Below are 22239 nucleotides of genomic sequence, written 5' to 3' on the forward strand. Positions count from 1 at the left end.
ACGCATGACGTCCTCAGCCTTCTCAGTTCTTCTTCAAGCGCGTCAGTGCTGCCGCATAGACCGCGTTGCGCTCTCGCTTGCCGACGGCGACCACGGTCACGGTGACGATGCCGTCATCGACCTGGTACACGAGTCGGAAGCCCGCTGCACGCAGCTTGATCTTGTACAGGTCGCGCGCACCATGCAGCGCGGCGCTGGGCACGCGGGGTTGTTCCAGCCGCTCGGCCAGCTTCTTCCTGAACTGCTCGCGCACAGGGGGGCTGAGCTGGCGCCATTCCTTCAGCGCCGATTCCTTGAAGCGCAGGCTATAGCTCATCGAGCGTCACGGCGACCGAGGCTTCGTGCTGGCGCTGCTCGACCAGTTGCAGCAACTGGGCGTCGTCGATCAGTTCCATCATCGCCTCGTACGCCGCGGCCGGCACGCAATAGAACGCCGGTGCGTTGCGGTTCAGCACCGCAATTGGCATGCCGTTGCCGCTGGCAACCACTTTCATGGGGTTGGCTTTGAGCTCGGAAATGCTGGCCGCCGTATCGGCAAGAACAGGGTGGGGCATGGCAGGACTCCTTTCGAGACCTGAATATAGGTCTTTAAACTGGTCTTTTCAAGATGGTAGGTGGGTGGCACATCCATGAACCCCTCCCGCCTCTTCATCCACCGCCCCGTCGCCACCGGCCTGTTCATGCTGGCCATCGTGCTGTCGGGGTTGCTGGGGCTGCGCTTTTTGCCGCTGGCGGCGCTGCCGCAGGTGGATTACCCGACGATCCAGGTGCAGACGCTGTACCCGGGCGCCAGCCCGGACGTGATGAGCCGTACCGTCACCGCGCCGCTGGAGCGCCAGTTCGGCCAAATGGCGGGGCTGGCGCGCATGAGCAGCACCAGCGCGGCAGGCGTCTCGATCGTCACGCTGCAGTTCGGCCTGAAGGAGTCGATGGCGGCGGCCGAGCAGCAGGTGCAGGCGGCCATCAATGCGGGTGGCTCGCTGCTGCCGGCCGACCTTCCGGCGCCGCCAGTGTACGCCAAGGTGAACCCGGCGGACGCGCCGATCCTGACGCTGGCGATCACCTCCGACAGCCTGCCGCTGACCGAGGTGCAGAACATGGTCAACACGCGGCTGGCGCAGAAGATCAGCCAAATCAGCGGCGTGGGCCTGGTCACGCTGGCGGGCGGGCAGCGGCCCGCCGTGCGCGTGCAGGGCAACCTGGAGGCGCTGGCCAGCATGGGCCTGGGGCTGGACAGCCTGCGCACGGCCATCAACGGCGCCAACGTGAGCAGCGCCAAGGGCAGCTTCGACGGCCCGCGCCGCGCCTACACCATCAACAGCAACGACCAGCTGCTGACGGCCGAGCAATACCGCGAGCTGATCGTGAGCTACCGCGGCGGCGCGCCGGTGCGGCTGAAGGACGTGGCCGAGGTGATTCGGGGCTCGGAGAACAGCCGCCTGGGCGCCTGGGCTGGCATCAAAGAGGGCGCCACCGTGCGCGCCACGGGTGCCGCCGATGCGCCGACGGCGGGGCAGACCAGCGGCGAGCTGGTGCACGCCATCATCCTGAACGTGCAGCGCCAGCCCGGCGCCAACGTGATCGCCACGGTGGACGCCATCAAGCAGCAATTGCCCGAGCTGACTCAAGGGCTGCCCGAGAGCGTGCGCGTGGCGGTGCTGACCGACCGCACGCAGGGCATCCGCGCCTCGGTGCAGCACGTGCAGATCGAGCTGCTGCTGGCGGTGGTGATGGTGGTGCTGGTGATCTTCTTCTTCCTGCACAGCCTGCGCGCCACGCTGATCGCCAGCATTGCGGTGCCGATCTCGCTGGTCGGCTCGGCGGGGGTGATGTACCTGCTGGGCTTCTCGCTCAATAACCTGAGCCTGATGGCGCTGACGATTGCGACGGGGTTTGTCGTCGATGACGCGATCGTGGTCATAGAAAACATCTCCAGACACCGCGAGATGGGCAAGTCGCCCTGGCAGGCCGCCATCGACGGCGCGGGCGAGATCGGCTTCACCATCATCTCGCTCACGGTGTCGCTGGTGGCGGTGCTGATTCCGCTGCTGTTCATGCAGGAGGTGATCGGCCGCCTTTTCCGCGAGTTCGCGGTGACGCTCGCGCTGACGATCCTGATCTCCGCCGTGGTGTCGCTGACGCTGGTGCCCATGATGTCTGCGCGCTGGTTGGAGCCGCTGGATCACGCCCAGGGCCGCATCGGCGGTGCCATGCAGCGCGGCATGGACCGCGTGATCGCGCAGTACGACCGCGGCCTGCACTGGGTGCTGGCGCACCAGCCGCTGACGCTGCTGATCGCGCTGGGCACGCTGCTGCTGACGGTGCTGATGTACTGGGCGATTCCCAAGGGCCTGTTCCCGACGCAGAGCACCGGCCAGCTGCAGCTGCGCGTGCAGGCGCCGGCCGATGTGTCGTTCGACCGCATGGCGGCGCTGCAGGGCGCCGCGGCCGAGGCGGTGCTGGGCGATGGGGCGGTGCAGTCGGTCAGCTCGGTGGTCGGCGTGGACGCGGCCAACAACACCATGCTGAGCAACGGGCGGCTGGTGGTCAACCTGCGGCCGCGCGGCCTGTTCGGCGAATCGCAGCCCGCCATCATGGAGCGCCTGCGCACCAGCGCCGAGCGCGCCGCGCCGGGCACGACGGTGCTGGTGCAGCCCACGCAGGACCTGACGGTGGACAGCGAAAGCGGCGCCACCGAATACCGCTTTGCGCTGGAGGGCGTGAACACCGCCGAGGTGGATGCCTGGGCGCAGCGGCTGGCCGTGCGCCTGCGCGACCTGCCCGAGCTGCGCGGCACCGCCACCGACGCCGGCGCGCAGGGCAAGGCAGCCTTCGTGCAGGTGGACCGCGACAGCGCCTCGCGCCTCGGCATCACGGCCAGCAGCATCGACGACGCGCTGTACAACGCCTTCGGCCAGCGCATCGTCTCGACCATCTTCACCGAGACCAACCACTACCGCGTGATACTGGAAGCACAGCGCGACGATGCGGCCAGCCTGCATGCGCTGATGAACCTGCCGCTGCGCACGGCGGGCGGCGCGACCGCGCCGCTGTCGAGCATCGCCGCCATCGTGGAGCAACCCGCGCCGCTGCAAGTGACGCGCGTGGCGCAGTACCCTGCCGCCACCGTGGGGTTCGACCTGGCGCCCGGTGTGTCGCTGGGCGCGGCGGTGCGGGCCATCAAGGCGGCGGCGCAGGCCGAGGGGCTGCCGCAGGGCATCACGCTGCGCATGACCGGCTCTGCCGGCGCCTACGAGGGTTCGCTGTCGAACCAGCTGTGGCTGATTCTGGCGGCGCTGGTGTGCGTGTACATCGTGCTGGGCGTGCTGTACGAGAGCTACATCCACCCGCTGACGATCCTGTCCACGCTGCCATCGGCGGGCGTGGGCGCGCTGCTGGCGCTGTGGGTGACGGGGCACCCGCTGGACATCGTGGGGATCATCGGCCTGATCCTGCTGATCGGCATCGTGAAGAAGAACGCGATCATGATGATCGACTTTGCGCTGGATGCCGAGCGGCACCAGGGGATGGCGCCGCAGGAGGCGATTCATCAGGCGGCGCTGCTGCGCTTTCGGCCCATTCTGATGACGACGCTGGCGGCGCTGGCTGCGGCGCTGCCGATGATGCTGGCGTTTGGGGATGGGGCGGAGTTGCGGCGGCCGCTGGGGTTGGCGATCTTCGGTGGCTTGGTGTTGTCGCAGTTGTTGACGCTGTTCACGACGCCGGTGATTTATTTGTGGTTTGACCGGGTGGCGGCGCGGGTTCGGGGGCGCGGGGGTGTGGTTGAGGGGGTGGGGCATGCGTGAGAAGGCATGTCTGGGTGCTTTTGAAAAGATAGCTGCTTGCGCAGGTGGGGTGGGCGCTGGGGGTTGTTTTGACTTGAATTCTGGCGGTGTGGGGGTATTGCTCCCTCGCCCCTTTGGGGAGAGGGCTGGGGTGAGGGGCCTGGGCGTTGGGAGCGCTGTTGGCCGGGATGTGCGCCCGGCGGCGAACCTACTTTCTTTTGCTCCGCCAAAAGAAAGTAGGCAAAGAAAAGGCGGCCCCACTGGCTGCGTCCCTCCGCTTCGCTGCGGGCAACCTGCGGTGCTCGCGGGCGGGGTGCGCTGCGGAACTCGCTTCGCGCTTACGCGCTTCGCTCAGACAGCCGCAGCGAGTCAGATCACGATGCGCGTGCATGCTGCGCTGCACGCGCTCACCCCGCCCGCTGCGCTCCTCGGCGCATCCAGAGGGGAAGGGGACAACCACACGGGCCATCGCTGCGCTCGGCCCTGGGTTTTCTCTCTTTGTGGGAGCGGGCTTGCCCGCGATGGGGCCTATGTTCTTCCGATGCGTTCATCGCGGGCAAGCCCGCTCCCACACCCAGTCACCCAGGCTGAGCGCAGCGATGGCCCGAAGGGGCTTGTTGAAAGCCCCTATGGCCGTGCCGAGAAGCGCAGGGCGTGGGGCGGGCGCGGCAGCGCAGCATGCCGCGCTTCGTGCTCTGACTTGCTGCGGATGTTCGAGCGGCGTGAGCGCAGCGAACAAAGCGAGTTCCGCAGCGCCGCCTCATGCCCGAGCATCGCAGGTTGCCCCGAAGCGAAGCGCAGGGGACACGGCCAGCGGGGTCGCTTTTTCTTTGGTTACTTTCTTTTGGCGAAACAAAAGAAAGTGACTGCGCCGCCGGGCGCACATCCCGGCCAGCAGCGCATCCAAACAACGACAGCCAGCAAAGAAGCCGAGCAGCCCCTCACCCCCACCCCCGGATCAAGTCCGGGGCAGGCTCTCTCCCCAGCGGGGCGAGGGAGTAACACCCCAGGGGAGGCCAAGTGAACCTCTCCCGCCCCTTCATCCACCGCCCCGTCGCCACCGTCCTCCTCACGCTCGGAATCGCGCTCGCGGGCATCGTCGCCTTCTTCCTGCTCCCCGTCGCCCGCCTGCCCGCCGTCGACTTCCCCTTCATCAGCGTCAACGCCAGCCTCAGCGGCGCCAGCCCGTCCGACATGGCGCGCAGCGTCGCCACGCCGCTGGAGCGCTACCTGGGCACCATCCCGGGCGTCAACGAGATGACGTCGTGGAGCAGCACCGGCCAGACCCGCGTGATGCTGCAGTTCGACCTGAACCGCAACATTGATGACGCCGCGCGCGAGGTGCAGGCCGCCATCAACGCCGCCCGCGTCGATCTGCCCGCCACGCTGCGCAGCAACCCCACCTACCGCAAGCGCAACCCCGCTGCGCAACCCTTCCTGATCCTCGCGCTCACCTCCGACACGCGCACGCCGGGGCAGGTGTACGACGCCGTGAGCAACATCGTCAGCCAGCGGCTGGCGCAGGTGCCGGGCGTGGGCGATGTGGAACTGGGCGGCGGCTCGTTGCCCGCCGTGCGGGTGGAGCTGAACCCGTTCGCGCTCAACGACCTGGGCCTTTCCAGCGAGGACGTTCGCGCCGCCATCCAGGCCAACAACGCCAACCGGCCCAAGGGCATCGTCGAAGTGGGCGGCACCGAATCCGGCCGCGCGCTGCAGGTCAACACGCCGCCGCCGGGGCTGCGCGCGGCGTATTACCGCGACCTCATCATCGCCTCGCGCGGCAGCGCGCAGGTGCGGCTGGGCGACGTGGCGCGCGTGATCGACAGCGTGGAAGACACCCGCCGCCGCGGCATGTTCAACGGCAAGCCGGCCATCGTGGTCAACGTCACGCAGCAGCCCGGCGCCAACCTGATCGAAACCGCCGACGCCATCAACGCCATGCTGCCGGCGCTGCGCGCGCAGCTGCCGCAGGACATCACGCTCGACGTCGCCATCGACCGCACTGGCATGATCCGCGCGTCGGTGCACGAGGTGCAGCTCACGCTGCTGATCTCGATCGTTCTGGTCGTCGTCGTGGTCGGCCTGTTCCTGCGCAACCTGCGCTCGGCGCTGATTCCGGGCGTGGCCACGGTGGTGTCGCTGCTGGGCACCTTCGCGGTGACGTACGCGCTGGGCTATTCGCTCAACAACCTGACGCTGATGGCGCTGACGGTGGCCACCGGCTTCGTGGTGGACGACGCCATCGTGGTGCTCGAGAACATCTCGCGCCACCTCGAGAAAGGCGCGCCGCGGCTGGAGGCGGCGCTGCGCGGCGCGCGCGAGGTGGGGTTCACGGTGCTCACCATCAGCCTGTCGCTGGTGGCGGTGTTCATTCCGCTGCTGTTCATGGGCGGCGCGGTGGGGCGCATGTTCCGCGAGTTCGCCATGACGCTGTCGATCGCGGTGATGATCTCGCTCGTCATCTCGCTCACCACCACGCCGATGATGTGCGCCATGCTCCTGAAACCGCAGCGCGATGCGGGCGAGCGGCAAAGCGTGGCGCAGCGCAGCCGCGGTGCCGTGGCGCGCGGCCTGGCGCGGGCGCAGGGTGCGCTGGAGCGCGCCTACGGCCACGCGCTCGACTGGTCGCTGGCCGCGCCGTGGACGGTGGTGACGGTGCTGGCCGTGGTGGTGGCGCTCAACGTCTACCTGTTCATGGCCATCCCCAAGGGCTTCTTCCCCGAGCAGGACAACGGGCAGCTGCAGGGCGGCCTGCGCGCCGACCAGAGCATCTCGTCCAGCGCCCTGGCTGAGAAGCTGCAGCAGGCCGTGGACATCGTGCGGCGCGATCCGGCCGTGGCCACGGTGGTGGGCTTTTCAGGCGGTGGCGGCGCGGGCGGCGGCTTTCTGTCGGCCGCGCTCAAGCCCCCTAGCGAGCGCACCGAAAGCACGCGCGAGGTCATCAACCGCCTGCGCGCGCCACTGAACCAGATCACCGGCCTGCGCGTGTTCCTCAACCCGGTGCAGGAGCTGCGCATGGGCGGGCGCAGCAGCAACAGCACCTACCAGTTCACGCTGAAGGCCGACAACCAGGCCGACCTGAAGACCTGGGTGCAGCGCCTGTCGGACCAGATGAAGCTGGACGCGCGCCTGACCGACGTGGACGACGACCAGACCGAGAACGGCGTGGAGACCTTCATCGATATCGACCGCGACCGCGCCGCGCAACTGGGCGTGACCACCAGCGCCATCAACAGCGCGCTGTACAACGCCTTCGGCCAGCGCAGCGTGGCGACGATGTATGCCGACATGAACCAGTATTCGGTGGTGATGGAGTGGGCGCCCGAGTTCGCGCAGTCGCCCGTGGTGCTGCGCGACGTGTTCGTGCCGGCGGGGCGGGTGAGCGCGGCGGCCAGCGGCGATGCGGCCGCCACCTCAAGCGCCACCGCCGCTGCCTCGGCCAACCCCGCGCTGCGCAGTGCCTCCACCGGGCAGCCGCTGTCGGCGCAGGAAAGCCGCATGGTGCCGCTGTCGGCCTTTGCCACGGTGCGCGAGCGGGCGGTGCCCACCTCGGTGATGCACGACGGCGGCGAGCTGTCGTCCACGCTGTCGTTCAACCTGGCCGATGGGGTGTCGCTGGACCAGGCGCGCCAGGCCGTGCGCGAGGCAGAAAGCGCCATCGGCATGCCCAACAATGTGCGCGGGCAGTTCAGCGGCGCGGCGGGCGAGGCGCAGAAGCAGCAGTCCGAACAGGTGATCCTGATCGCCGCCGCCATCGTGGTGATCTACATCGTGCTCGGCATCCTGTACGAAAGCCTGATCCACCCGGTGACGGTGCTGACCACGCTGCCCTCGGCGGGTTTTGGCGCGGTGTTCTCGCTGATGGCGATGAAGATGGAGTTTTCCATCATGGCGCTGATCGGCGTGTTTCTGCTGATCGGCATCGTGAAGAAGAACGGCATCCTGATCATCGACTTTGCGCTCGATGCGCAGCGCTCGCGTGGGTTGACGGCCGCGCAGGCCGCGCGCGAGGCGGCGCTGATGCGCTTTCGGCCCATCATGATGACCACGCTGGCCGCCGCGCTGGGCGCGCTGCCGCTGGCCATCGGCTTCGGCGTGGGGGCCGAGCTGCGCCAGCCGCTGGGCGTGACCATCATCGGCGGCCTGCTGGCCAGCCAGTTGCTGACGCTGCTGACCACGCCGGTGGTCTATGTGCTGCTCGACAAGCTGCGGCGACGGCCGGCGAATGAGGCGATGTTGGCAAGAGGGGTGGCTTGAGGATGTTGATATGAGCGCGGTCTGTTCTTTCCATGCACCTGTCGAGCGGCCCGGATACTCCCTCGCCCTTTTGGGGAGAGGGTTGAGGTGAGGGGCTGGGGCGTTGGATGCGTTGCTGGCCGGGATGTGCGCCCGGCGGCGCAGTCACTTTCTTTTTGTCTCGCCAAAAAGAAAGTAACCAAAGAAAAAGGCGACCCCACTGGCTGCGTCCCTCCGCTTCGCTGCGGGCAACCTGCGGTGCTCGCGGGCGGGGTGCGCTGTCGAACTCGCTTTGTTCACTGCGTTCACGCCGCTCAAACATCGCCAGCGAGTCAGATCACGAAGCGTGTGCATCCTTCGGTGCACCCGCTCACCCCGCCCGCTGCGCTCCTCGGCGCATCCAGAGGGGAATGGGAAAACCACACAGGCCATCGCTGCGCTCGGCCTGATGAGGGGCGCTGAATTGTCATGAATAACTACCAAAAAGATAGCTGCTCGCGCTTTTCAGTTGGGCGCCAACGCCCCAAAACGTTGGTAGGCGCTGTGGTTGTGGCCTGCCTGCTCAGCGCCTGCTCGCTGGCACCCAAGACGGCCATGGAGCCGATGCCGGTGCCCCTGCACTGGAAGAACGCCGCGCCGGCCGAAGGCTGGGTCAGCACCGACGAGGCGCGTGCCTGGTCACAGGGCCAGTGGTGGCTGCTGTTCGACGACCCGGTGCTGCAGGGGCTGATCGCGCGGGTCGATCTGAACAACCAGAACCTGAAAGTCGCCGCCGCCAACGTGGCGCAGGCGCAGGCGCTGCTGCGCCAGCAGCAGGCCGAGTTCATGCCGCAACTGGGCGCGCAGGCCAGCCAGCAGCGCAGCGGCGGCGACGACCGCGCCACCAGCGGCGCTGCCAGCATCAACCTGAACGCGAGCTGGGCGCCCGACTTGTGGGGCCGCATCCGCGAGGCGGTGAACGCGCAGTCGGCCAGCGTGCAGGCCAGCGAGGCCGACCTGGCGGGCGCGCGCCTGAATGCGCAGGCCAGCCTGGCCGAGGCCTATCTGGCCCTGCGCGCCACCGATGCCGAGATCGCGCTGATGGATGACATCATCGCCGGCTACCAGCGCAACGCCCGCATCACGCAGAACCGCTACGACGTCGGCGTGGTGCCGCGCACCGACACCTTCCAGGCACAGAGCACGCTGCGCAACGCCCAGGCCACGCGCGTGGCGCTGCAGCGCAGCCGCACTGCCTACGAACACGCCGTTGCGCTGCTGGTGGGCGAGGCGCCGGCCGGCTTTGCCGTGGCGCCGGCGCCGTGGGTCCACACCGTGCCGCGCGTGCCGGCTGAATTGCCGTCGCTGTTGCTGCTGCGCCGCCCCGATGTGGCCAGCGCCGAGCGCGCCGTGACCGCCGCCAACGCGCAGATCGGCGTGGCGCGTAGTGCGTACTTCCCCAACCTCAACCTGAGTGCCAGCCTCGGCGCGGGCGGCGTGCACCTGGCCGATCTGGTGTCGGCCCCCAGCCTGCTGTGGTCGATTGGGCTGGCGCTGGCGCAGAACATCTTCGACGGCGGCGCGCGCGAGGCGCGGGTGGAGCAGACGCTGGCCGCGCGCGACGCCGCCGTGGCGCGCTACCGCCAGGCGGCGCTGACCAGCATGAAGGAGGTGGAAGACCAGCTCAGCGCCCTGGCCACGCTGGCCGCGCAGACGGAGCACGTGCGCGCTGCGGCCGATGCGGCCGAGCGCATCGAGCAGCAGCAGATGAACCGCTACCAGGCGGGCCTGACCTCGTACACCGAAGTGGTGCAGGCCCAGGCCAGCGCTTTAAGCGCGCGGCGCAGCCTGCTGCAGCTGCAATTGCAGCGCCAGCAGGCGGCGGTGGGCTTGATCCAGGCGCTGGGCGGCGGCTGGCAGGTGCCGTGGGTGGTCGAGAGGCCTATCGCACCGTTGTCGCCGGCGGCGCCGCGCTGACCTTGCGCTGCACGATCAGGTTGCGCTTGGCGTCGTCGGGGTTGGCGAAGGTGACGACGCCGTTGCGCACGGTGCCGAGGTACAGCATGTTCTCGGTCATCGCGTCATGGTCGGTCGAGGAGAAGGCGTTCTTGTAGGTGGCCACCACGCCGTAGTAGGGGCGGTCGTTGTTCTCCAGCGCATGCTTGATGGCCGGGCCGTCGAGCTTGCTGCGGTCCTTGATGGACATCAGGGCGTGGGCCAGCAGGTAGGTGCTGTCGTAGGCCTGGGCTGCGGCAATCGGCACCGCGATGCGGTCGGTCTTGTGGTGGCGCCGGTAGTTCGACAGGAAGGTGGCGCGGCGTTCGTTGCTGGGTTCGGCCACGAAGGTCATGGCCATCAGCGTGCCTTCAGCAGCGCTCTTGGCGGCGTCGATGTAGGTCGGGAAGGTGAGGCCCCACGGGCCGACCTGGGCCACCTTCCAGCCGAGGGCCTCGCGGGCGCGTGCGATCACCGCGTTCTCGGGGCCGACGGTGATGGTGAACAGCACCTGCGCGTTCGAATCGCGCGCCGCCTTCACGGCGTCGGTCATGTCCTTGACGCCGATATCAAAGCGACCGACATGCGCGGGCTTGAGCTTGTGCGCGGCCAGGGCCTTGGTGAAATCCTCCAGGCCCGCATTGCCATAGCCGGTGCTGTCTGCCAGCACGGCCACCCGGGTCCAGCCGCGGCGCACTACCTCGTTGACCACGAAGGGCACCTGAAGGCTGTCGCGTGCGGAGGTGCGGAAGATATAGCTCTCGGCCGCCGGGATGGTGCTGGTGATGGGCGTGCTGGTGGCGCAGGGCACGATCAGCGGCACGCGGGCCTTCTGGTAGATGTCGAGCGACTTGACGGCGTTGCCCGAGTTGCAGAAGCCGATGGTGGCCAGCACGCCTTCCTTGACCAGTTCTTCCGACATCTGGCGCGCGAGTTCGGGGTTGGCCTTGTCGTCGCGCACCACCAGCTCGAACTTGCGACCGACGTAGCCACCCAGGGCGTTGATCTCGCTGACCGCCAGCTCGACGCCGTTGCGCATCGAATTGCCGAAGTCGGCCGAGCCACCGGTGAACGGGCCGATGAGGCCGATCTTGATCTGGCTGTCGGCCTGGGCCGCGGCGGTTGGGGCCAGCACGAATGATGCGAGTGCGGCGGCGAGCAGGGCGGTGGCGTGCGGTCGGGTCATGATGAAAGGAACCTCTGGAAATCGAGGCGCATTGGAGCGGGAGCCGACGCCTGTGCCGCTCAGGGTTTTCGCTGGTCGGTGTGCGGTTTTTCACGCAAACCCGGTGGGTGGTCGAAGTGCCGGCACAGCATCTCGATCAGGTCCTGGGCATAGCCCGGCAGCGTATCGCCCTCACGCACCAGCACGCGGCGCTCGCGCCACTTCCATTCGTCGGTCAGCTCGATCTGCGCCAGCTTCATGGCCTGCAGGTTGCGCCGGGCCGCGCTCTCGGGCACCACGCCGATGCCCACGCCGCCGCTGACCATGCGGCACATGGCGTCGAAGCTCGTGAGCTGGATGCGCAGCTTGAGCGTGCGGCCCATCTGCTCGGTGATGCGGTTCAGGTAGGCCTGCAGCGTGCTGCCGGTGTGCATGCCGATGTAGTCGTGTTCCAGTGTCTCGGCGAAGGCGATGCGCCGGCGGCGCGCCAGCGGGTGGCCGCGCGCCACCACCAGCACCAGCCGGTCGGTGGAAAAGTGCGTGGCGTGCAGGCCGGCTGTGTCGACGTCGCCGGCAATTATCCCCAAGTCGGCGCGGCCGTCGCGCACGCCGCGGGCGATGTCAGCGTTCGGTTTTTCCTGAAGGTCGATGTTGACGCGCGGGTGCTCGCGCAGGAACGCCGGCAGCAGCTCGGGCAGAAAATCCATCACCGCTGTGGTGTTGGCGAACACGCGCAGGTGGCCACGCAGGCCGCCGCCGTATTCCTGCAGCTCGGCGCGCAGCTGCTCGGTCTGGCGCAGCACGCCGCGCGCGTGGTGCAAGAAGGCGTCGCCCGCCGGCGTCAGGCGCACGCCGCGTGCCTCGCGGTACAGCAGCGGCAGGCCGGCCTGCTCCTCCAGCGCCTTGATGCGCGCGCTGGCCGACGCCAGCGACAGGTGCTGGCGTGCGGCGGCGCGGGTCAGGGCGCCTTCCTCGGCGGTGCGCACGAACAGGCGCAGGTCGGTCAGGTCGAATTGCAAGCGGCGCTCCTTGGGTAAACCCGCATGAGGTTTCGTGAAAACCGAAGGCTTGGTTCCGAATTCGCCGATTGTGGCGCAGCCTGCATGGGTGCACCATGCGGGCATGAGTCAAGACACCGCCAACACCCTGGACGCCGCCGCCATCGCCCACTTGCAGCAGTGGGTGGGCAAGAGCGAGGAACTGCACGACGACATCACCGCCGCGCCGCTGCGCGGCCTCTCCGCCACGCTGGACCGTGACGACGCGCAGCCGGCCAAGGGCACGCCCGTGCCGCCGCTGGGCCACTGGCTGTACTTTCTGCCGCAGGCGCCGCAGAGCCAGCTGGGGCCGGATGGGCACCCCAGGCGTGGCGGCTTTCTGCCCCCCGTGCCGCTGCCACGCCGCATGTGGGCCGGCGGGCGCCTGACGTGGGTGCCGGGCAACCCGCTGCGCGTGGGCGATGCGGCGCGCAAGGTCTCGCGCATCGAATCGGTGACGCACAAGAGCGGGCGGACGGGCGAGATGGTGTTCGTGCTGGTGAAGCACGAGGTGCACAACGCGCAGGGCCTGTGCCTGACCGAGGAGCACGACATCGTCTATGTCGCCGCGGCGCAGCCTGGCGCCAAGCCGGCGTCGCCCATCGCCGCCCAGACCGCGGCAACCTGGCAGCGCCGGATCGTGCCCGACGACGTGCTGCTGTTCCGCTACAGCGCGCTCACCTTCAACGGCCACCGCATCCACTATGACCGCCAGTACGTGACGCAGGAGGAGGGCTATCCCGGCCTGATCGTGCACGGCCCGCTGATCGCCACGCTGCTGACCGACCTGGTGCGGCGGCACGAGTCGCGTGCGGTGATCGAGCGCTTCAGCTTCCGCGCCGTGCGGCCGACGTTCGATGGGCATCCCTTCTTCGTCAGCGGCGAGCCTTCAGCCGATGGCCGCCACGTCAAGCTGTGGGCGCACGACCACGAAGGCTGGCTGACCATGCAGGGCGAGGTGGATCTGGCCTTCGTGTTGTAAGCCGAATCAGCCCCGAGTCGCTGCGGATTGGGCGGTGACAGCTCACTATTCAATAGCAAAATTGCATCATGAAAGCCATCAGCGACGACCAGTTCCCCGACATCCGCGACGCCGTGCGCGACCTGTGTGCGCAGTTTCCCGACGAGTACTTCCGCAAGGTCGACGAAGTGCGCGGCTACCCCAAGGAATTCGTCGACGCGCTGACCAAGGCCGGCTGGATGGCGGCGCTGATTCCCGAGGAGTACGGTGGTGCCGGCCTGTCGATGGCCGAGGCCTCGGTGATCATGGAAGAGATCAACCGCAGCGGCGGCAACAGCGGCGCCTGCCACGGCCAGATGTACGTGATGAACGCCATCGTGCGCTCAGGCAGCGAGGCGCAGAAGCAGAAGTACCTGCCGAAGATCGCCAGCGGCGAGATGCGCATCCAGTCGATGGGCGTGACCGAGCCGACCACCGGCAGCGACACCACCAGGCTCAAGACCAGCGCCGTGAAGAAGGACGGCCGCTGGGTCATCAACGGCCAGAAGGTGTGGATCAGCCGCATCCAGCACAGCGACATGATGATCCTGCTGGCGCGCACCACGCCGCTGGCCGAGGTGCAGAAGCGCTCGGAAGGGCTGTCCTGCTTCCTGATCGACCTGAAGAGCGCCATCGGCAACGGCCTGACGGTGCAGCCGATCCTGAACATGGTCAACCACGAGACCAACGAGCTGTTCTTCGACAACCTGGAGATTCCCGAGGAGAACCTGCTGGGCCCTGAGGGGCGTGGCTTCAAGACCTTGCTCGATGGCCTGAACGCCGAGCGCACGCTGATCGCGGCCGAGTGCATCGGCGACGGCTACTGGTTCATCGACCGCGCCCGCCAATACGCCAGTGAGCGCGTGGTGTTCGGCCGCCCCATCGGGCAGAACCAGGGCGTGCAGTTCCCGATCGCCGAGGCCTTCATCGAAGTGGAGGCGGCCAACCTGATGCGCTGGAAGGCGTGCGAGAAGATCGACGCGCACCAGAACGCGGGCGCCGAGGCCAACATGGCCAAGCACCTGGCGGCGATGGCGTCGTGGAAAGCGGCCAACGTGTGCCTGCAGACGCACGGCGGCTTCGGCTTTGCATGCGAGTACGACGTGGAGCGCAAGTTTCGCGAGACGCGCCTGTACCAGGTGGCGCCGATCTCGACCAACATGATCTTCAGCTATGTGGCGGAGCACGTGCTGGGCCTGCCGCGATCATTTTGAAAAGAACCAACAGCCGAACGCAGAGGACGCAAAGGATTCGCAGAGGACGCAAAAGGAAATACCCAACTTCTTTTGGCTGTTCTTTTGCGTCCTCTGCGAAATCTTTGCGTCCTCTGCGTCCGGTATTCGGTATTCATCCAGTGCTTGAGACATGACAAACCCCAGACCCCTCGACGGCATCACCGTCATCTCGCTCGAACACGCCATCGCCGCGCCCTTTGCCAGCCGCCAGCTGGCCGACCTGGGCGCCCGGGTCATCAAGGTCGAGCGCCCCGGCGTAGGCGACTTCGCCCGTGCCTACGACACCCGCGTGAAGGGCGAGGCCTCGCACTTCGTCTGGACCAACCGCAGCAAGGAAAGCCTGACGCTCGACCTGAAGCACCCCGACGCGCTCGCCGTGCTGAGGGATCTGTTGAAGAACGCCGATGTGCTGCTGCAGAACCTGGCCCCGGGCGCTGCCGCGCGCATGGGCCTCTCATGGGAGGCACTGCGCGAAAAGCACCCCAGGCTCATCGTCTGCGACATCTCCGGCTATGGCGACAACGGTCCGTACCGCGACAAGAAGGCCTACGACCTACTGATCCAGAGCGAGGCGGGCTTCCTGTCCATCACCGGCACGCCCGATACGCCGTCGAAAGCGGGCAACTCGATGGCTGACATCGCCGCCGGCATGTACGCCTTCACCAGCATCCTGTCGGCACTGCTGCTGCGTCAGAAGACGAGCGAGGGCAGCCACATCGACGTGTCGATGCTGGAGGCGCTGGGCGAGTGGATGGGCTACCCGATGTACTACGCCTTCGAAGGCGCCACGCCGCCGCCGCGCACGGGCGCGTCGCACGCCAGCATCTACCCCTATGGGCCGTTCCCAGCCGGCGATGGCGGCACGGTGATGCTGGGCCTGCAGAACGAGCGCGAGTGGAAGAGCTTCTGCGACGTGGTACTGCAGAACCCGGCGCTGGCCACCGACGAGCGTTTCAACGCCAACGCCCAGCGCAACGCCAACCGCGAGGCGCTGCGTGCGCTGATCGTCGAAGCCTTCGCCAAGCTGAGCACCGCGGAGGTCGAGGCGCGGCTGGACGCCGCGCAGATCGCCAACGCGCGCATGAACGACATGGCCGGCCTGTGGGCACACCCGCAGTTGAAGGCGCGCGAGCGCTGGCGCGATGTCGGCTCGCCCGCCGGCGCAGTGCCCGCGCTGCTGCCGCCCGGCCGCAACAGCGCGTTCGACTACCGCATGGACGCCGTGCCGCGCGTGGGCGAACACACCGAGGCGATCCTGCGCGAACTGGGGCGCGACGACGCCAGCGTGGCGCGGCTGCGCGAGGCCAAGGCGATCTGATCGCTACTTTGAAATGCACAGCGGTTCGCGCCGAATGACGACGGCTGAAATGCGAAAGAACCTGTGGGAGCGGGCGTGCCCCCGATCAAGCGCGAGCCATCACGAGCCCTTGCATCGGGGTCGAGGTTGCTCCTGTAACCATAGCTGCTTGCGCTTGCCAGATAAGCGCTGGAGCCTGAAATGACCATGAAAACCTCTTCTGCTGCCCAACTGGCGACGTTCGCCGCCGGCCTGCGCTTCGACGCGATCCCCGAGCCGGTGGTGCGCTTCGCCGAGAACCTGCTGGTCGACTGGTTCGGCTCGGCGGTGGCCGGCCATGGCTCGCGCCCGGTCGAGACCATTGCGCACTTCGCGCAGAGCATGGGCCCGGCCGAGGGGCCGAGCGAGGTCCTCGTCAGCCGCGCCGGCACCACGCCTTACCTGGCGGCGCTGGCCAACGGGGCGGCATCGCACGTGGCCGAGCAGGACGACGTGCACAACGGCTCGGTGTTCCACCCGGCGACGGTGGTGTTTCCGCCCGCCGTGGCGGTGGCGCAGGCTCTTCAAGCGAGCGGGCGCGATCTGATCACGGCCAGCGTGGCCGGCTACGAGGTCGGCATCCGCGTGGGCGAGTTCCTGGGGCGCTCGCACTACAAGGTGTTCCACACTACCGGCACCGCCGGCACGCTGGCGGCGGCCGCGGCGGTGGGGCACCTGCTCAAGCTCGATGCGGCGCAGATGCTGCATGCCTTCGGCTCCGCCGGCACGCAGTCGGCCGGGCTGTGGGAATTTCTGCGCACCGCGGCCGACAGCAAGCAGCTGCACACCGCGCACGCGGCCGGCGCGGGCTTGATGGCGGCGTATCTGGCGCGCGACGGCTTCACCGGCGCGGCCGACATCTTCACCGGCCCGCAGGGCCTGGCAGCGGGCATGAGCAGCGACAGCGACCCAGCGCGCCTGACCGACGGCCTGGGCACACGCTGGGCCACGGCCGAGACCTCGTTCAAATGGCACGCCAGCTGCCGCCACACGCACCCGGCGGCCGACGCGCTGCTGACGGTGATGGCCGCGCACGGCGTGAAGGCCGGCGACATCGCCCAAGTCGTCACCCACGTGCACCAGGGCGCCATCGACGTGCTCGGCCCGGTGGTGCAGCCGGCCACCGTGCATCAAGCCAAGTTCAGCATGGGCACCGTGCTGGCGCTGGCCGCGCAGCACGGCCATGCGGGCCTGACCGAGTTCGACCGCGACTACCTGAGCGCGGCCACGCAGGCGCTGCGCGACAAGGTGAGCATGGTGCTGGACGAGGAAGTCGACGCCGTCTACCCGCGCCGCTGGATCGGCAAGGTCACGGTGACCACCACCGACGGCCGCACGCTGCACGGCCGTGTGGACGAACCCAAGGGCGACCCTGGCAACACGCTGACGCGCGACGAGCTCACCGCCAAGGCGCTGCGCCTGGCGGCCTGGAGCGGCGGCGCGCAGCCGGCCGAGATGCAGGCCGCCATCGATGCGCTGTGGAACGTGGCGAGCTGGCCGCGCGTGGGGCGTTTGCTGGGGCAGGCGGCATGACGCCGGTGCATGTGGTTCGGTTTTTCTCCTTCCCCCGCTGGGGGAAGGCAGGGATGGGGGCGTGCCCGTGCCCAAAGGGGCGGTGCGGCCCCCACCCCAACCCTCCGCCAGCGGGGGAGGGCGCAGAGGCAGGGGTCGCCGGATGAGTGGGCCATCGCCCATGGCCTCGGCCTGCAGCTTCCTCTTCGTGCCCGGTGACCGGCCCGAGCGCGTGCCCAAGGCGCTGGCCAGCGGCGCGCACGCCGTGATCGTCGATTGGGAAGACGCCGTGGCGCCCGCCGCCAAGGCCGGTGCGCGCCTTGGTCTGACCCAGCTGCTGCCCACGCTGCCCGCCGCTGATCGCGCGCGCCTGGCGCTGCGCATCAATGCCGCCGGCACGCCGTGGCACGCCGACGACGTGGCCGCTCTGCCCACGCTCGCGACGCAGGGTCTGGGCGCGGTGGTGGTGCCCAAGGCCGAGAGTGCCGCCGCGCTGCAGCCCGTGGCCGCCGCGCTGGGCGGGCAGGGCGCACTGCTGCCGCTGATCGAATCCGCCGCCGGGCTGGAGGCCGTGCGTGCCATCGCCGCTGCGCCGCAGGTGGCGCGCCTGCTGTTCGGTCACCTCGACTTCCAGGCCGATCTTGGCCTGGCCTGCGGGCCGGACGAGGCCGAACTGGTGCCGGTGCGCCTGCAGATCGTGCTGGCCTCGCGCCTGGCGGGGGTGGTGCCGCCGGTGGACGGCGTGACGACCGACACGCAGGACACGGCGTTGGTGCAGTCGCACGCGGCGCGTGCGCTGCGCGGCGGCTTCGGCGGCAAGCTGTGCATTCACCCGGCGCAGCTGGCGGCGGTGCACGCGGCCTTTGCGCCCGCGCCGGAGCAGGCCGACTGGGCGCGCCGCGTGGTCGATGGCTTCGCGGCGGCGCAGGGCGGCGTGTTCAGCATCGATGGCCGCATGGTCGATGCGCCGGTGGTGGCGCTGGCGCGGCAGGTGCTGGCGCGTGCCGCGCGCATCCGCGTGCCACAGGGTGCGAGCGGCCTCGGATAGGCCGCACCAGCTTTCCACGGTTTTCGGGGTTTCATGGTTGCAGGCGCGCCCCGCCAAACCGATCAGACAGGCGCCTTGGCTTCACATCATCAGGAGACAGCAAATGGCCTTTCGAATCAAACGCACGATCCAGCTGGCGCTGGCCGCCACCGCACTGGCTGCGGCCAGCGCCGCCACGGCGCAGGGCTTTCCGAGCAAGCCCGTCAGCATCATCGTGCCCTTCGCCGCTGGCGGGCCGACCGACGTGGTGGCGCGCCTGATCGCCGTGCCCATGGGCAAGGCGCTGGGGCAGACGGTGATCGTCGACAACGCCGTGGGCGCCGGCGGCACCATCGCCGCCGCCAAGACGGCGCGTGCGCCGCACGACGGCCACACGATCTTCCTGCACCACATGGGCATGTCCACTGCGCCGGCGCTGTACCGCAAGCTGGCCTTCGATCCGCTGAAGGACTTCGAGTACATCGGCCAGGTGGTCGACGTGCCGATGACGCTGCTGGCGCGCAAGGACTTCCCGGCCAGCAACTTCAAGGAGCTGCAGGCCTACCTGAAGGCCAACGGCAACAAGGTGACGCTGGCCAACGCCGGCCTGGGCGCGGTGTCGCACCTGTGCGGCCTGCTCTTCATGAGCCAGATCGGCGTGGAACTGACCACGGTGCCGTACAAGGGCACCGGCCCGGCCATGAACGATCTGCTGGGCGGCCAGGTGGACCTGCTGTGCGACCAGACCACGCAGACCGTGCCCTTCATCAAGGACGGCCGCATCAAGGTCTACGGCGTGACCACGCACAACCGCCTGGCATCGCTGCCCGACGTGCCGACGCTGGACGAGCAGGGCCTGAAGGGCTTCGAGGTGAAGGTGTGGCACGGCATGTACGCACCCAAGGGCACGCCCAGGGAGGTGATCGACAAGCTGAACGCCGCGCTGAAGACCGCCATGGCCGACCCGATGGTGACCAGGCGCCTGGCCGAGCTCAGCTCCGACATCCCCAGCGCCGACAAAATGACGCCCGAAGGTTTGCGCAGCCACCTGCAGGCCGAGATCGCCAAGTGGGGGCCGGTGATCAAGAAGGCGGGGATCTACGCCGATTGAGAGCCAAATCGGCCTTCAGCGCTTGATGGGCGGCCGCTGGCAGCTATGAATAAAGTAGTATTCATGCCGACTTCCAGGCCGGCATGGCGGCTTTCAAGGCGCCTTCGTCTTGGGCTGGTAATCGCAGCAATGCGCCACCGCGCATTCCCAGCAGCGCGGCGTGCGCGCCAGGCACACGTAGCGCCCGTGCAGGATCAGCCAGTGGTGCGCGTGGTTCATGTACTTCGCCGGCACGCGTTGCAGCAGCTTCATCTCCACCGCCAGCGGCGTCTTGCCCGGCGCCAGGCCGGTGCGGTTGCTGACGCGGAAGATGTGCGTGTCCACCGCCATCGTCGGCTCCCCATAGGCCACGTTCAGCACCACGTTGGCCGTCTTGCGGCCCACGCCGGGCAGGGCCTCCAGCTCGGCCCGCGTGCGCGGCACCTCGCCGCCGTGGCGCTCCACCAGGATGCGGCAGGTCTGCATCAGGTGCTTCGCCTTGCTGCGGTACAGGCCGATGGTCTTGATGTAACCCTCGAGCCGTTCGATACCGAGGTCGAGGATCGCCTGCGGCGTGTTCGCCACCGGAAACAGCCGGCGCGTGGCCTTGTTCACCCCCACGTCCGTGGCCTGCGCCGACAGCAGCACGGCGGTGAGCAACTCGAACACGCTGGTGTATTCCAATTCGCTGGCAGGCAGCGGGTTGGCGGCCTGCAGGGTGGCGAAGAAGGTTTCGATCTGGGCGGGAGTCATGTGCCCGATTCTGACCGTAGCCGCGCGACACCGAGCGGATCGGCCCGAATCGGCTCCCGGCCGACGTCAAAGCGCTCAATGGGCTGCACGCGCAGCCTCAAGTCAGACCTTTCGAGCGAATTCTTTGCGGCTGCTAGCGTCCTATGTGATCGCGCCCGATGAACGAGCTCAGTTCGGCGTGCAACTGAAGTTGACGTTATAGCTGCCCGTATTGTTGCCGCTGTCACCAACCTGCACCGCCAAGAAGTCACCCACAGCGATGGAGGCGGATTCTCCTGAAGAACAAACAGGTGTTGCGCTGCTCACAGCGCAAGACATCTTCGACGTCATGTTTGTGAGGCTGGCTCCACTGAGGATGCGCACAGTTTTGGGGCTGCCGTTACCAAATCCAGAGCCCACCACGACCAGCCCACCGGCCTGGCAAGCTTGGCGCCATGCAAGTCCCACATTAGCGGCTGAACTGGCTTGTGCCGAAACCCCGATAATTGGTCCGAAGGCGGCGCCGTTATTCGTCACGTTCAATCGCGACGAGAACATGGTGGGCCCCGCAGCGCCCGGGACGCCTTGTAATCCCTGTGGGCCTTGCAACCCCTGAGGCCCTTGCGGGCCGGTGGCGCCGGTGAGGCCGGTGAGGCCGATGGGGCCCGCGGGTCCGGCCGGGCCAGTGGCACCCGCGTCACCCTTGGGGCCCGCGGGGCCAGCAGCGCCCACATCACCCTTGGGGCCCGCGGGTCCGGCGGGGCCAGCAGCACCCGCATCGCCCTTGGGGCCCGCGGGTCCGGCGGGGCCAGCAGCACCCGCATCACCCTTGGGGCCCGTGGGCCCAGCGGGGCCAGCAGCGCCGATGTCACCCTTCGGCCCAGCGGGACCCGCCGGACCCTCCGCTCCCGTGTCACCTTTTGGTCCCGCCGGACCTTGTGCGCCATAGGTCGCCGGGCAAGTGACCAGCAGGCCAGTCGCGTCGTAGCACACCACGCCGACCTGCGAGCCGGTGGTGGCAGGCAGCTTGGGCACGGCGACGCCGCCATCCGGCCGCACGCCGAGCAGCGTGCCGCCGGCACCACCTACGGGGCTGTTGATGACCACGCTGCCGCCCGGCGGCGCTGTCATGGTGAGGTCGGCCGCCCACGCAGGTGCTGCGACGAGGGTGATGGTGGCGGTGGCTGCGGCCACGCGCGAGAGGTTGAAACGCGGGTTCATTGGGGGCTCCTTCCTGATGGCTTGTTCTTGCGGCCGAAACGCTGGCGCGCGGCGAGTGCGGCGACTGCCAGGGCCATGCCCAGCAGGGTGATAGGCGAGTTGGTCGGCACCGGGGCGATGTTGGCCGGCGTGGGCGGTACAGGTGCCGCGAACCAGTTGCTGACGGCGGCGCCCGGCGGCGCCTGATTGGTCTGCCCGGGCGCGACCATCTGGCCGCTCGCGCTCATGCCCTGCACGGCCACGTTCGAGACGCTCTGCGTGGCGCCAGCGGCCAGATGGAGGTCGGCCGATGGCGTGGCCGGTGTCGTCGATTCGATGCGCAAGGGCGTGCCGGTGCCGGTGAGCACCAACGACTGCTGCACCGTCTGCGTACTGCCGACCGCGAACTGCACCAGCTTGCCGCTGCTGCTGGTGATGCTGAGCGTGCCGAAGGTGGTGTTGCCGCTGATGATCGAACTGGTCGTGCAGGCCACTTCGTCGACGATGGCTACGGTGCCGGGCAATCCCAGCGTGCCGCCGCCGTTGGTCCAGTTGCCGGCCAGTGAAATCGTGCCGTTGCCCAGGTTGACCTGGCCGCCGTCGCCTATGAGGACGTTGCGCACGTTGCTCAGCGTGCCGCCCGCGAGGTCGAGCGTGCCGTCGGCCACGACGTCGGTGCAGCCCATATCCATGGAGCCGCCAAGTGTGACGTTGGCGCCCGCCGGGACGACCAAGTCGGCGAAAGCCGCCGGACTCCATAAGGCCAGCAGGCTCGCAGTGGCCGTCAGCCAGCGCGGCGCAAGACGGCGCCGCAGGTGCATGTCTTTCATTTATTCCCTCCCTGCCGACATCGACCGTGCGCATGTTACGGATGTCGAAAATTTGTGTCAATATGTGGCCGGTCCTCTTG

16 protein-coding genes are annotated in these 22239 nt (G+C 68.4%); 9 read left to right on the forward strand and 7 right to left on the reverse strand.

Features of this window, described 5'->3' with window-relative positions; genetic code table 11:
* Positions 1-22: 22 nt before the first annotated feature.
* Positions 23-316 (reverse strand): type II toxin-antitoxin system RelE family toxin, encoded by a 294-nt coding sequence (locus ACFSCU_RS14905; protein ID WP_377561047.1) that lies wholly within the window; start codon positions 314-316, stop codon positions 23-25.
* The gene (locus ACFSCU_RS14910; protein WP_180549459.1) at positions 306-554 is read right to left on the reverse strand and encodes a type II toxin-antitoxin system Phd/YefM family antitoxin; all 249 of its coding nucleotides are present in this window, start codon (positions 552-554) and stop codon (positions 306-308) included. The genes ACFSCU_RS14905 and ACFSCU_RS14910 overlap by 11 nt, the downstream gene beginning before the upstream one ends.
* Before the next feature lie 75 nt (positions 555-629).
* On the opposite strand from ACFSCU_RS14910, the gene ACFSCU_RS14915 reads away from it, so the two are divergent.
* The 3 genes from ACFSCU_RS14915 (at position 630) to ACFSCU_RS14925 (ending at position 9977) form a co-directional block, all read left to right on the forward strand.
* Entirely contained in the window at positions 630-3806 is a 3177-nt protein-coding gene (locus tag ACFSCU_RS14915) for an efflux RND transporter permease subunit (protein ID WP_377561048.1), read from the forward strand.
* A gap of 999 nt (positions 3807-4805) precedes the next feature.
* Positions 4806-8042 (forward strand): efflux RND transporter permease subunit, encoded by a 3237-nt coding sequence (locus ACFSCU_RS14920; RefSeq protein ID WP_377561049.1) that lies wholly within the window; start codon positions 4806-4808, stop codon positions 8040-8042.
* A 528-nt stretch (positions 8043-8570) separates the two neighbouring features.
* Entirely contained in the window at positions 8571-9977 is a 1407-nt protein-coding gene (locus tag ACFSCU_RS14925) for an efflux transporter outer membrane subunit (RefSeq protein ID WP_308645745.1), read from the forward strand.
* On the opposite strand, the gene ACFSCU_RS14930 is transcribed toward ACFSCU_RS14925, so the two are convergent.
* Both ACFSCU_RS14930 and ACFSCU_RS14935 read right to left on the reverse strand, forming a co-directional pair.
* A complete protein-coding gene (locus ACFSCU_RS14930) occupies positions 9943-11181 on the reverse strand; it encodes an ABC transporter substrate-binding protein (protein WP_180549457.1) in 1239 nt (412 codons plus the stop codon). The two genes, ACFSCU_RS14925 and ACFSCU_RS14930, sit on opposite strands and share 35 nt — an antisense overlap.
* A 59-nt stretch (positions 11182-11240) precedes the next feature.
* A complete protein-coding gene (locus ACFSCU_RS14935) occupies positions 11241-12179 on the reverse strand; it encodes a LysR substrate-binding domain-containing protein (RefSeq protein WP_257645578.1) in 939 nt (312 codons plus the stop codon).
* Positions 12180-12282: 103 nt separating this feature from the next.
* Between ACFSCU_RS14935 and ACFSCU_RS14940 the strand changes: the two genes are divergently transcribed.
* The 6 genes from ACFSCU_RS14940 to ACFSCU_RS14965 all read left to right on the forward strand — a co-directional run bounded on the left by ACFSCU_RS14940 (position 12283) and on the right by ACFSCU_RS14965 (position 19418).
* Complete coding sequence (locus tag ACFSCU_RS14940) at positions 12283-13179, forward strand: HTD2 family dehydratase (RefSeq protein WP_333706941.1); 897 nt, start codon at positions 12283-12285, stop codon at positions 13177-13179.
* 68 nt (positions 13180-13247) lie between these two features.
* Positions 13248-14411 (forward strand): acyl-CoA dehydrogenase family protein, encoded by a 1164-nt coding sequence (locus tag ACFSCU_RS14945; protein ID WP_377561050.1) that lies wholly within the window; start codon positions 13248-13250, stop codon positions 14409-14411.
* Between the two features lie 151 nt (positions 14412-14562).
* On the forward strand, positions 14563-15750 hold the full coding sequence (locus ACFSCU_RS14950) for a CaiB/BaiF CoA transferase family protein (RefSeq protein ID WP_377561051.1): 1188 nt from the start codon (positions 14563-14565) through the stop codon (positions 15748-15750).
* A 180-nt stretch (positions 15751-15930) separates the two neighbouring features.
* Positions 15931-17301: an MmgE/PrpD family protein gene (locus tag ACFSCU_RS14955; RefSeq protein ID WP_180549455.1), complete on the forward strand. Its 1371-nt coding sequence runs from the start codon at positions 15931-15933 to the stop codon at positions 17299-17301.
* Between the two features lie 142 nt (positions 17302-17443).
* Entirely contained in the window at positions 17444-18328 is an 885-nt protein-coding gene (locus ACFSCU_RS14960) for an HpcH/HpaI aldolase/citrate lyase family protein (RefSeq protein ID WP_377561052.1), read from the forward strand.
* A 103-nt stretch (positions 18329-18431) separates the two neighbouring features.
* Positions 18432-19418: a tripartite tricarboxylate transporter substrate binding protein BugD gene (locus tag ACFSCU_RS14965; protein ID WP_180549454.1), complete on the forward strand. Its 987-nt coding sequence runs from the start codon at positions 18432-18434 to the stop codon at positions 19416-19418.
* Between the two features lie 93 nt (positions 19419-19511).
* Here ACFSCU_RS14965 and nth read toward each other — a convergent pair whose 3' ends face one another.
* From nth to ACFSCU_RS14980, 3 genes are all read right to left on the reverse strand, one after another.
* Positions 19512-20150 carry an endonuclease III gene (gene nth, locus ACFSCU_RS14970; protein WP_377561053.1) on the reverse strand — a complete coding sequence of 213 codons (639 nt, stop codon included), beginning with the start codon at positions 20148-20150 and terminating at the stop codon, positions 19512-19514.
* 168 nt (positions 20151-20318) lie between these two features.
* The gene (locus tag ACFSCU_RS14975) at positions 20319-20687 is read right to left on the reverse strand and encodes a hypothetical protein (protein ID WP_180549126.1); all 369 of its coding nucleotides are present in this window, start codon (positions 20685-20687) and stop codon (positions 20319-20321) included.
* A 659-nt stretch (positions 20688-21346) separates the two neighbouring features.
* The gene (locus ACFSCU_RS14980) at positions 21347-22159 is read right to left on the reverse strand and encodes a hypothetical protein (protein WP_180549453.1); all 813 of its coding nucleotides are present in this window, start codon (positions 22157-22159) and stop codon (positions 21347-21349) included.
* Positions 22160-22239 lie beyond the last annotated feature (80 nt).

This window comes from Ottowia beijingensis, from assembly GCF_042680925.1.
In the GTDB taxonomy this organism is placed as follows: Bacteria; Pseudomonadota; Gammaproteobacteria; order Burkholderiales; family Burkholderiaceae_C; genus Ottowia; species Ottowia beijingensis.